The sequence below is a fragment of the Shewanella sp. SW24 genome, from assembly GCF_025653395.1.
GTDB classification, from domain to species: domain Bacteria; phylum Pseudomonadota; class Gammaproteobacteria; order Enterobacterales; family Shewanellaceae; genus Shewanella; species Shewanella oncorhynchi.
The window spans coordinates 419,310-431,284 of sequence record NZ_JAKKSH010000001.1; the positions used below are offsets into that span (position 1 = coordinate 419,310).

The 11,975-nt window shown below is 40.4% G+C and carries 7 protein-coding genes, 1 tRNA gene and 3 pseudogenes; 10 read left to right on the plus strand and 1 reads right to left on the minus strand.

Going from position 1 to position 11,975, the window contains the following annotated elements; all coding sequences use genetic code 11:
* The first annotated feature begins 11 nt into the window (after positions 1-11).
* The 5 genes from L5M17_RS01870 to L5M17_RS01890 all read left to right on the plus strand — a co-directional run bounded on the left by L5M17_RS01870 (position 12) and on the right by L5M17_RS01890 (position 4,488).
* The gene (locus L5M17_RS01870; protein ID WP_131525173.1) at positions 12-2,006 is read left to right on the plus strand and encodes a methyl-accepting chemotaxis protein; all 1,995 of its coding nucleotides are present in this window, start codon (positions 12-14) and stop codon (positions 2,004-2,006) included.
* 213 nt (positions 2,007-2,219) lie between these two features.
* Positions 2,220-2,307, plus strand: a tRNA-Ser gene (locus tag L5M17_RS01875).
* Positions 2,308-2,664: 357 nt separating this feature from the next.
* Positions 2,665-3,900, plus strand: a complete 1,236-nt coding sequence (locus L5M17_RS01880; RefSeq protein WP_263144812.1) for a tyrosine-type recombinase/integrase — start codon at positions 2,665-2,667, stop codon at positions 3,898-3,900.
* 190 nt (positions 3,901-4,090) lie between these two features.
* Positions 4,091-4,255 (plus strand): nucleotidyltransferase domain-containing protein, encoded by a 165-nt coding sequence (locus L5M17_RS01885; protein WP_263144841.1) that lies wholly within the window; start codon positions 4,091-4,093, stop codon positions 4,253-4,255.
* On the plus strand, positions 4,192-4,488 hold the full coding sequence (locus tag L5M17_RS01890; RefSeq protein WP_263144843.1) for a hypothetical protein: 297 nt from the start codon (positions 4,192-4,194) through the stop codon (positions 4,486-4,488). The genes L5M17_RS01885 and L5M17_RS01890 overlap by 64 nt, the downstream gene beginning before the upstream one ends.
* Before the next feature lie 231 nt (positions 4,489-4,719).
* Here L5M17_RS01890 and L5M17_RS01895 read toward each other — a convergent pair.
* Positions 4,720-4,884: pseudogene (locus L5M17_RS01895) on the minus strand (transposase); the annotation flags it as partial.
* Positions 4,885-4,947: 63 nt separating this feature from the next.
* Here L5M17_RS01895 and L5M17_RS01900 point away from each other — a divergent pair.
* The 5 genes and pseudogenes from L5M17_RS01900 to L5M17_RS01920 all read left to right on the plus strand — a co-directional run.
* Positions 4,948-5,034: pseudogene (locus tag L5M17_RS01900) on the plus strand (S24 family peptidase); the annotation flags it as partial.
* A 172-nt stretch (positions 5,035-5,206) separates the two neighbouring features.
* Positions 5,207-7,513: an McrB family protein gene (locus L5M17_RS01905; RefSeq protein WP_263144814.1), complete on the plus strand. Its 2,307-nt coding sequence runs from the start codon at positions 5,207-5,209 to the stop codon at positions 7,511-7,513.
* A gap of 2 nt (positions 7,514-7,515) precedes the next feature.
* Positions 7,516-10,098: a nuclease domain-containing protein gene (locus tag L5M17_RS01910; RefSeq protein ID WP_263144816.1), complete on the plus strand. Its 2,583-nt coding sequence runs from the start codon at positions 7,516-7,518 to the stop codon at positions 10,096-10,098.
* A gap of 555 nt (positions 10,099-10,653) precedes the next feature.
* Entirely contained in the window at positions 10,654-11,643 is a 990-nt protein-coding gene (locus tag L5M17_RS01915) for a cytoplasmic protein (protein ID WP_263144819.1), read from the plus strand.
* A 191-nt stretch (positions 11,644-11,834) separates the two neighbouring features.
* Positions 11,835-11,975: pseudogene (locus L5M17_RS01920) on the plus strand (IS4 family transposase); the annotation flags it as partial.

The window sequence follows — 11,975 nt, forward strand, 5'->3', positions numbered from 1 at the left end:
AGGATATTTGTATGAAATGGCAATGGATTGGTAATCTCAGTCTAAAACAAAAATTATTAATGGTTGTCTTGCCTCCACTGTTAGCCTGTTTTTTATGTGGCACGCTTTACCTCATTGAAAAATATGAATATAGAAAAGATTTAACCTTAGTGGTGCAATTAAGCGAGCTAGCCGTCACCAACAGTAATTTAGTGCATGAGTTACAAAAAGAGCGCGGCATGAGTGCTGGATTTATTGGCTCAGCAGGAAAAGCGTTTGCGGGTAAAATACCTGATCAAAGACAATTAACGGATACGCAGCTCGGCCTCTATCAGCGTTTTATCACTGAGAATCATCTGCCGGAGATATTTGCCCCAAAACTTAGAGAACTAAACGCTCAACTCGGGCGTTTAAATGCAATCCGCTCGCAGGTGGATAGTTTAAGTATCAGTGTCGCCGATGAAGTTGCCTATTACACTGAGTTAAATAAGTTATTACTGACAATAGTCGATGAAACCGCAAAAACGGGTGCTAATCAAGAAATCGCCATTAAAGCGACGGCTTTTAGTGCTTTTTTGCAATTAAAGGAAAGGGCGGGGATTGAAAGGGCGGTACTCAGCTCAACCTTTGGCCAAGCTGGATTTAAGCCTAAGGTTTATGCCAAATTTATCACTTTGGTTTCGGAGCAAAATACCTATCAAGAGCGTTTTTTAGCGCTAGCAAATTCTGATTTATTATCCTCGTTTAACCGTTTACAGAGTTCAGCTGCAATGCATGACGTTGAGCTGTTACGTCAAATCGCATTCGAGCAAGATAATCAAAAAATCCTGCAACAAAGTCCCGAAGAGTGGTTCAGTAAATCGACCGCGCGGATTGAGCTATTACGTGAGTTTGAACAGCAAGTCTCGGCAGATTTACTTAATACCACCCATGAAAGATTAACCTTAGCGAATGAGAAAATGTTCTTAGTGCTCGCGACCTTAATCTCAGTATTGGCGATAGTCTTGATATTGAGTCTATCTGTTATCCGTTATTTGCATGACAGTGTGCATCACTTATATTCGACCATCACGCAAGCCCGTAAACATTACGACTTAAGTGTGCGTCTGACTCACTCTAGCTCCGATGAATTCGGTGAACTCGCCATCGCCTTTAACGACATGATGAGTGATTTTGAAAAAGTGATCCTACATGTACGTTCCAGTGGCGCTAAATTGCAACAAGCTGTGGCGCAAATGGATCTCTGTACCCATGCCATGGAGCAAGATGTGATGGCGGGCCACAGTGAGGCAGAACAAGTGGCCTCCGCTATGACAGAAATGAGTGCAACAGTGGCCGAGATTGCCAGCAATGCAGTGCAGGCATCCGAAGCGTCTTCCGCTGCCAATATAGAGGCTAAAGAAGGCAACCTCGAAGTCGGCCGAACCAGCAAAGCGATCAAAGCGTTAGCCGACGATATTAGTGGAGCTTCTAAAGCCATTAACGATTTAGATCGTGAAATTCACGGCATAGTTGTAGTGCTTGAAGTGATCAGCAGTATTGCTGAGCAAACTAATTTACTCGCGCTTAATGCCGCCATTGAAGCTGCCCGCGCAGGGGAAATGGGCCGCGGTTTTGCTGTAGTTGCAGACGAAGTCCGAAGTTTAGCGCAGCGCTCACAAACCTCGACCTCTGACATTAAAAATATGACAGATAGATTGAAGGCGGGAGCGAGCATTGCAGTAAAAGCCATGGACAGAGGGTTAGCTCAGGCTAATAGCAGTGTCCATGAAGCCGAACAGGCTGGTATCGAATTGAAACGTATTGTGGAGCAAGTAGACATTATTGACCGCATGAACGAGCAAATTGCCACAGCAACCCATGAGCAATCGGCGGTATCCGAAGACGTAAATCGTAATGCACTGAAGATCAGTGAGATTTACCTTAATACTCAAAGGATCTCCGATGAGCTTAGGGAGCTGACCAAAGCCCTGACGTTTGATGCGAATTCAATGTCAAAAGAAGTACACAAATTTACCGTCAATTAACGGTATAAAACGGTGAAAAGATTCAAGAAATCACGGCGGTTTGTTTAGCAATTGTGCAACCGCCTGAAACTGAGTCTTTTTTACTTGACCCCCTTTAGGCTTTTGCGTACAGTACCGCTCCGTTAACGATGAAAGCCTCTCGGCAAGGCTATATGAAATCGTTAGTGATTCTTGAACGTGAAAGATTAACCACGCTAACATAAATCGATATATGGTGAGGTGTCCGAGTGGCCGAAGGAGCACGCCTGGAAAGTGTGTATACGGTAACGTATCGAGGGTTCGACTCCCTCTCTCACCGCCAAATTCAAGTTTAAAGACGTCCTAGGGCGTCTTTTTTCTTATCTGCTTTTCATAAAAATCAACAGCTTACAATCCGACATTGTTTAATGCCATCCTACAGCATCCGAAATCTTTAGTAATGCCAAAAGTAATGCCAAGGAAATTTGGTAAATTTTGGCATTACTTTTCACATCAAAAAATACCCATTTTTTATGCCGTTTTTTCACTTGATTTTCTCGATTTTATAGCCCAGATTTAACTTGGCAATATCCTGATTTATCTGAATTTATTCAGTGATAAGTAATGCTTGATTTTAGAGTGCGAAATAATGCCAAAATCAAGCATTACTTTGGGGCTTAATTTGAGGGGGTAGAACGGTATGGGAAGGAGTACAAATAAGCTGACTGCAAAAGCGGTGCTCAATGCTAAAGCGGAAGCAAAGCCCTATAGATTGTCAGATGGTGGCAATCTCTATCTCTATGTGCGCACTGCAGGGAAAACGTGGGAATTTAGATACATACGTCCCTCCACCAGCAAACCCACCTATTTTGGTTTAGGCTCATATCCTGACGTATCCTTAGCTGAGGCGCGAGATAAAGCGCTAGAAGCGCGAAAAAACTTGGCCGAAGGCATCGACCCTCAATTACTTAAAGTTGAAAACAAATTAAAAGCAGCAACAGAGAACGCTCAAACTCTCAAGCATATTGCGCAAATGTGGATGGACTCAAAGCAGGGAAGCATTAAGCCTAAAACCATCGAAGGCAATTGGCGCAAGCTTGAGCTGTATGCCTTCCCTAAACTGGGGAGTATTGCGATTAGCAGACTCACGGCTCCCATTGCCATTGCCGCGCTCAAGCCCCTAGAGCAAAAGGGGCATCTTGAAACGGTTAAGCGTACCGCTCAGTTGCTGAATGAAATCATGAACTTTTCAGTTAACTCTGGTTACATTCACGCCAATCCTTTGTCAGGTATTCGAGACGTTTTTAGAAAGAGCAAAGTCGAACATCTAAAAGCATTAAAACCAGCGGAGCTAGCTGAGTTGCTGCAGACCGTTGCAAACGCCAATTTATTGTTAACGACCCGGTGTTTGATTGAATGGCAATTGCACACAATGACCAGGCCAAATGAAGCGGCTGGAGCCCGTTGGGAAGAAATCGATTTTGATGCCAAACTTTGGACTATTCCTGAATCACGCATGAAAATGAATCGTGAGCATATTATCCCGCTTACAGAGCATACCCTCGCGATACTCGAAACTGTTAAGCCGATTAGTGAACAGAGCCAATTCGTTTTCCCGTCATCTAAAGATCCTAAAAAGCACACAGATCCTGAAACTATAAACAAAGCATTAGGGCGAATGGGATTAAAGGGAAGAACAACGGGTCATGGTTTACGCTCGCTGGCGAGCACTACCTTAAATGAGCAAGGCTTTGATGGTGATGTTATTGAGGCAGCGTTAGCCCACGTTGATAAAAACCAAATCCGCAGTGCCTATAATCGCACGACCTACCTAGAGCGACGGACCAAGTTAATGGAGTGGTGGAGCAATCATATTGCCACAGCAGCAGTCGGCTCTTTGTCAGTCACAGCGGGTTCAAAAAAATTAGGGGGATGACCTGTTAAGGCCGAATATATATTATCTCCCTGAGTCAAAAGGTTAGGGGACGTGACACACGAATCTAACCTGTTAAGTCCTACTCAGGGTTGTTACTCTTACTTCATGACTAACCTAAAGCCAAGCCAATGACTATCGAGCAGAGCCAGCATTGCACCAACTAAACGCTTTAGCTGCAAGCCATCCTGAGGTGGCGGTATTATGGCTTTATGGTTCGCAGGTGAAAGGAAATGCTAGCGAGCATAGCGATTGGGATTTAGCCGTCGCATTCGATCCGGAAAGGCGGACAGTGTGCTTGATACTCGTATTAGAGCCGAACTGCTTGCTATGGATTGGCAAAGGGCATTGGGGCTAGCTGAAGGAAAGCTGTCAGTTGTCGATATTAATTTTGCACTAATCCCCCTGGCTTTTGGGAGCATTAATGCCAACAAACTTCTCTTTAGTCGAGATGAAGGTCGAAGAATGCAAGAAGAGTCTCGCATAATGTCGCAAATGGAACTCGATTATTCAGCCCCAAGCCACTTTATTATTTTGGATAATGCCTATATCACGTCATTGAGTTTAAGCCTTAGTGTTACTGAACACTGAGAACGGCAAGCATAACATTTTAACTTGCCATTACTTAACTGATAAGGTGATTGATCAGGGCGTCCGCATGAGTGTTTATTTTTGGAACGCACAAAGGTTGTCTCGTTGTAATTGCTGCTTGACTTGAACAATAAACAACCAATTTGATTGGCGTTGGTAAGTGTTTTTTAGCTCACTTCGAGCTCGACTCACAGAGCTGTTTAGCTCAAAAATCGTTCATGCGTTCGCCCTGGGTGATTGATGGCTCGAACAGTTTGGACAAATGAATCCGTTTGGCCAACGAAGTGCGTAAAGGTAGCTAGTGCAAGATTGTTCATCATGAAACCAATCAATAAATTCGTCCCAATTTGTAGGGTAATCGACGCCATCTTTTAATAAATACGATGAAGTTTTCATTGCTACATATGGACACTGGTAGCGTTAAATGGATAGCCCTTATATTAACAGTTGTTGGTTGCTATGCGTGTTATCCCTATCCCTCCTGCTCGTGCTGGTATTACAGGTTTTGAGTCATTTGCGGCTGAATATACTCAGCTCGGCTTGAGTTAGATGGTAATCACCCCGCATATATTTACGTTGTCTTCAGACCGTATGCCCTAAAATTTCTTTAACTATCCGAATTGTTGCCCCAGCTCTCAGCTGTCTTGCGAAATAATGTGCTAGTCCGTTTTTTAGTACATTGAAGTTGATTACAACACAACCTGAAGGCATAGTGCTCTTGGCTATCTTAGCTCAAAGAGTTTTGAATTGGATAACAGTGCGTTGTGAAGTGTTCGCGGTTGCTGGTACAGATCAATCGTTATATGGGGCGGATGTAATAATGGCTGGTGATGTTTTATATAGCCTTGATGTTGTAAAGGATTTATCAGATGATGAGTTATACCAAAAGCTCTATGAGAGTTGGGGATTAACTGATAAAAAAATCGATGTTTGGGGTGAACTTAGCATAAATGAAGCCGGTAACTGGGCCGGCTTGCGAAATGCTAAGACACTCAATGGCAATCAAAGTATTGAATACCCGCTTCCTAGCTCCCGCGAATTGCAATCCGGTGTATTTTTGAACCCAGTGATGGCTAAAGCTTTTATGGGGAGTGACAACAAGGTCATGGTGGCATGTCAGCTTGTTTTGGCTTCTTCAAAGCAAAGGTCAATCAAAAACAACCCATTCCTTCTTGCTGTAGATGAAAATACAGTCGAGCGTTTAACTGATTTAACCAGTGTATTATCAGAGTCAGAGCGAAAGGATATTGTTGCTGATTCGGAAAGTACGCTCATACGTAAGGCTGTATATGATCTTGAAATCAAGAGTTTGAAAGATCAAATCGAGTCAGAAATCGGTGCTCTAAAACAGTTATTGCAGTCCACAAAGACCAAAACCCATGAAGAAATTCAAAAGCTTGACGACGCGAGAGAACTGAGTCAAAAAAAGGTCACCGAACTTGAGGGTACTCTTAAACAACTCACCGTCGAAAATGAAAAATTAAGTCAAGATAAAGAACAAGTTAGCCAGAGCATTGCTGAGAGTAAAATTGAGCTGGAAATGATGGTCGAACGGTATCGTAAAATAGAGGAAACCATGTCAAAAAAAATCGACAAGCTTACCAATTTTATCGAAGAAAAAGCGGTGTTCTTAAAAACCTTTGAATTCATTGATGAAGAGGACTTCGACAGTTTTATATTTAAAGCAGTTAAAGAGCGAGATACTGCTGAAATGGTCAGCTTTAATGAAGTTCTTGACGGTGACTATAAGAAGGCGGTTTCTTATATTCAGTCTTATCTGAAAGAGCAAGACATTCTGTACCCTCGCCATATCATCGAAAACTATCTGACTCTAATTCGCTCAAATGATTTGATCGTTCTTGCAGGGGATTCAGGCTCTGGTAAAACTAACTTGGTGCAATCATTCGCAAAAGCGGTAGGTGGTGTCTCGAAAATTATCCCTGTTAAGCCTAACTGGACAAGTTCTGAAGACTTATTGGGTTACTACAATCCGCTTGAAAAGAAATATTTAGCCACTCCTTTTTTAGAAGCACTCATCGAAGCGCAGCAAAACCCAGAAATACCATACTTTATTTGTTTGGATGAAATGAACTTAGCTCGGGTGGAGTACTACTTTGCCGATTTCTTATCAAAACTGGAAGACCGAGAAAACACTCCCACGATACAGCTCTATTCTGATGATGAATCTGCCCATGTGCTGTCTGAGTTAAAAGCTGTAGTATCTATCATTTCAGATGCCAAAGCTAAGTATGATCAAGATGGTGTCGTGGACTTCGTTAAGTTAATGCAAGATGAAGCAGTGAATGCTGAAATGAAAAGAGCTTTTGGGTTTAGTGAGAAAGACTCTCTGATCAAATACCATGGTGACATTCGACGTATGTTATCAGGAATAATTAGTACACCATCTACGATCAAGTTCCCTTCTAATGTTCGTATCATTGGTGCTATTAATATCGATGAAACCACGCATTACTTGTCGCCTAAAATACTTGATCGAACCCATATTATGAAGTTTAAAAGTCCATTATTGACTGACTGGAATAAGATTTTTGAAGAAATTGAAGGCTATGAGCTTGATGATGTATCTAAGCCTTTGTTTATGGATGTTGAGGCTTTAGGGCAAAGGGTTTCCTACCCCAAATTTGATCGCAATAATGATTTTTGCCAACTTTTTATCGAGCTGAATGAACAGTTTTTTGACCGATTGGGCGTAGAGTTTGGTATGCGAACGATTCGCCAAGGCCTCAATTATTTAGACTTGTTTTCAGATGTAAATAGCAATACTGAACAAGCTATCAATAACTTCATTATTCATAAAGTACTTCCTAAATTTACTTTTGATGGCAACAAATTATTGGGTGATGCTCAAAAAATTGATCTGCTCGAAAAGGTGTTATTAGACAAATTCGCCGAGATTGTTCCAAGTCATGAGTCTGTCGCGGATGAGTTCTCGTGCGTAGCAGCTCTGCGTTCAATCATCGAGAATGCTAAGGCAAATGATGGTGTTGTGAACTATTGGGCTTAATCATGCTTCCAAAGTTTGAAATCAAATATATTGATGTTCAGTGGCATGATGAAAATACGGTTTTGAAGGTTGTTGAATCCTACTTACCGCTATCAGTTCATTATGATGACGACCAGAAAAGTTTTAGCTGCACGACAATCATATACCCAAAAGCGGAGGGAATAAGGTTAGGTCAGTTGGCATTTCGCTATCTAGACGATGGCACTACAGCGCCGCATTTTGAAAAAGCGGATGGATCTCGGATTCAGCTAAAGAATATCAAAGATAAAGATTCAGGAAAATCTTGGTGGATTGAAGCGGTAAATTGGCAGCCAGACATCAAACAATGGACAAGAACACTCCACAGGACTGCTGGAGCAGTCAAAGTTGGCCTTGGCAGTCAAAAATGCACTATTCATATTGGCTCATCAGAGTTTACTGCTGAGCAGTTGAATCGATATTTATCAGATTTTAAAAGTGATCTGTGGGAGCTTATCCTAGATGAGCAAAGTTATGTTACTGCGAAGGCTAAAAAAGTAGAAGAAGGCGGCGTTGATGAGGAAACTCTCAGGCTGGTATCTAATCTACTGTCACACGCGCAGAATATAACAAAGAAGCCCAAATCTGAATTGCGAGAAATACAGGCTTTGAAACCAAGAAAGTTAGTGAAACCTGTTAACCGTACTTTCATGGAGTTAGCTACAAAAGGATACAGTAAAGAGCTTACTAGTAGGGCAACGACGTCAAGCTTTAATGTGCCTGAAAACCGATATGTTCTTTTTGTTCTTCAAAGAATCTATAGCATATTAAAGCAGTTGGTGACGATTTCTCAGAGCAAGGTTAATCGCTTTGAAGGCATGACGATGAAGCTTACCGAACGGCTAAACAACTTCAGTGGTGAAAAAGCGATTAACAAGGATTTGGTAAGGAAACACCTTGAGCAGATCAAGAAAACCTATGATTTAGAGTATCTGAATTCACAGTTACAGACTAAGCTTTTGAGTAAAAAATCACAGAGCACTTGTCTTCTCAAACACCCAAATAAATGGTTAATTAAGATTGGCGCAAAGTCTAAATACTACTCTAATACTTATTTTTTGAGTATTAGGGTGGATAATTTTGCGCCATGGTTTAGCTCAGATGGTTCGGTGCAGCAAGTCTTCATCAAATTTGCAGATAGTTCGTATGCTGAACTGTTTGAGAAAGGTCTTGAGTATGAAGTTTATACAGATATGTACAAACCCTCAAACCAAGGAAATAAGTATTTTTATACTCTAAACACTTTATCGAGTGTAAAAGTTGTTGGTGGTGAAGAGCTGAATATAAGGCGCGGAAAATTTATAGCAGAACGCCAGAAAGCTTTAGATCTAAATAAGCAAAATTGGACAAAGGAATTAACACCTAAAGAGCGAGCAGAACAGGAAAGAGAGAAACGCTCAGTGCAAACTCAACTTACCTATTTTCAGCAAAATAAGGCAAAGGTTGAACGGGTATACGAGGAGTTAGCTCCCAAACTTACACAGTTTAAATCAGCGATAAGAATACTCGAAAAAATGGGCGTTAAACCCTCACCAACTTTCCCTAATTCAATGACTTTTGTGCAAAACCCTGATTATCAAGCAATGCATTCTGGCTACAAAAAAATACGAGAACTGACCAATTTAACAGATGAAGATTTATTGCTATCACTTGAAAAAGTGGAAGAGATAGGCCTAGTGAACATGCCACTTCTTTATGAGCGATGGTGTCTGCTACAAATCATCAAGGTGTTGGTGCAAAACTATTATTATCAGCCTGATGATGAGTGGAAAAGAAAGTTATTGCATATCGTTTTGTCACGTAAGCATAGTAAACCTCTGAATTTCAATAACGAACCGTTGAAGCGCAAGGTTTACCTTCGATATGAGCCTTTATTAGATAATGGCCGAACTCCTGATTTCGTCATAGATGTGGACTTTGAGACTAAATATGGTATGACTAAACGCAAGCGTTTGGTGATAGATGCGAAATTTTATTCAGATGAAATCATCAAAATGCATGGTGGAATATCGGGGATTGTACATAATCTTTACCATAAAAAAGACTACAGCGAAGGTGGTGCCAATGCAGTCTTCATATTTCATCCAGCCAAAGGTGTGATCAATGAAATAGTATCACCTCAAGAGTGGGGCCAAATTAGCTATCTTGGTGAGTTATCAATGTTTGATTGGGATAAGATACCTCGTCATTTGTACCATCAATATGGAGCAGTTTGCGCGAACCCTGTATTGAGGCTTCGTTATTTAGATGAAATCCAGAGGATGCTAGGGATGTTTCTTCAGTATGGGATTGAAGATAATACTTTGTCGGGACGCCCTGATGATGTTGAATCTATCAACTTCTGTATTTCATGTGGTTCTCATGAATTAACGAAGAAAGACACGACAACGAGTAACTCTCGTTCCGCGTGGTATGAATGTGATACGTGCAAACACTTTACGGTATATAACCACTGTCATTCCTGTAATACCAGGCTGATTAAAAATGGAGATTATTGGTCTTATCACTCGCAAATGGCTATGGAACCATTAAACATAAAGTGTCCTTCTTGCGAGAGCTTAGTGTAACAAGTGTGACCTTTACCTCCTATTAGCGGTGATCCCTCTCTTTACTTTAGGTTTGTCAATTATTTTATTAAACTCGGAAGGTGTTGCCGGCGTTACGCTTACAGTGAATGCCGGTTAATTTATTAGAAATAAACTGAAAGTATTGACCACTTTCAATTTAGAGCGGTCATTGTGTAGTGGTACTGCTCAGGGGCAGGGGCTAGAGTGCTTATCTCTGAAGACTGACTAAAGGGGCCTCCGGACTCTTATATTGAAGTGAACATCACTAATGTGAACTTGTTTGTTTAAACTTCCAATATATGAATGCTAACTCTTGGTATATTACGAAAACCCAGTTTAAGCATATTTTTACACATGCTCACAATAACAGTTTGAAAATATTCACAAATTAAGCTATCTAGTGAGGGGAAAGTTAAAAAAACAAATTCCTTTTATCTGCTATTTCTGCTATTAGTAGCAGAAATAGCAGATAAAATGGATGTGTCAATGCAAAAAATTGTAGAGTTATCGAAGGTGAACTTAAATGCTAGCCGAGAATAAGTTATACAGTACCTTTTGAAAGAAAATAAACCTGTCTTAATTTTTTCTCCTATTAATATTAATGTTTGGGCCGTATATGAAAGGCGTTCGTATAAAAATCGTAATGGGCCATATCAGACTAGAGATGATGTTATCTCTAGAAAGGTTGCACGGGAACGATTAAAACGTAGTGAATCATTCTCAGCGGCATCATTGGTTCCGAAAACAGAATATCTAAGGTTAGGGAGTGATGACTTAACCGTATTAATAAAAAACGGGATCGTTAATTTGAAATTCATCACTGAATTCTACTTGTATACTGAAAACTTCGAACTTGAATTGATGAGTGGTGAGAAATATATAGAAATACATGAAGTACCTATTAACGCAAAAGAGTTGGGGATAAATTGGCAGTCAGATTTCTATGGCTATAATTACAACATTAAGTTTTTCTTTACAAGAAAAAGCTTTAAATTTTTATCCAATACACATTTTATTGTAAATGAACTAGAAGACTTACCAACTAAAATAGATTCAGTTTATGTTTTTGAACATGATATTCTTTCATTTGTTAATCAAGATTTCGAACGAGAGATAGATACCCCTGACATTCCCGAAACAAGTCCTTACTATATTAAAGATTTCCTACGTAATCAATCTGATCTGAGCCAATTATCTATCTTAGGCTTCCGTTACTATTGGGGGAAAACGGCTAATCCGCCCAAAGTTAAAGGATTGGTAGAGTTGATTATGAATCAATTAGATTATGCTCTAAAAAAGGCAGAAGCGGCGGCTTTTTTTCTCAACCCTAATCCCAATGGCCTATGCGGTAAAACTAAAACCATTGCAGATGGTTGCCAGTTTCCATACTTAACTTACTGCCTTGAACGTTTTTGGGATGATCAGCAAAAATTTGATAAAAATATAACATCTAAAATAAAAGATTTTTTAGTTACAGAAGGTTTTAGCATTGATAATGCCAAATATGCTGAATTATTTTTGAGACCGAGTAAATTTCCTAGGTGACCAAAAAAACGCATATAATACAATGAATAATGCACTTTAGGTGAGCAAGGGGGACCATTTTTACCCCGTTTACTCATGCTTGATACTGAAGAATCCCCTGATGATTTACAAATAAATCATCAAATTAGGGTGGAAGCGCATCTTGTTGCATGATCAAATGGTTTCGCTAAAAACTACACTTGGACAACAAGATGCGCGAAGCCAATATCCTACAACATTCTTTACACCAATACTGCCCAGAACTTCACCTAAAACGATTAAACAGCTTGATGCTGGCCTCTAAGGCACTGATTGAATGTAAGACACTGACCTTGACTGAGTTAGGTCGAAAT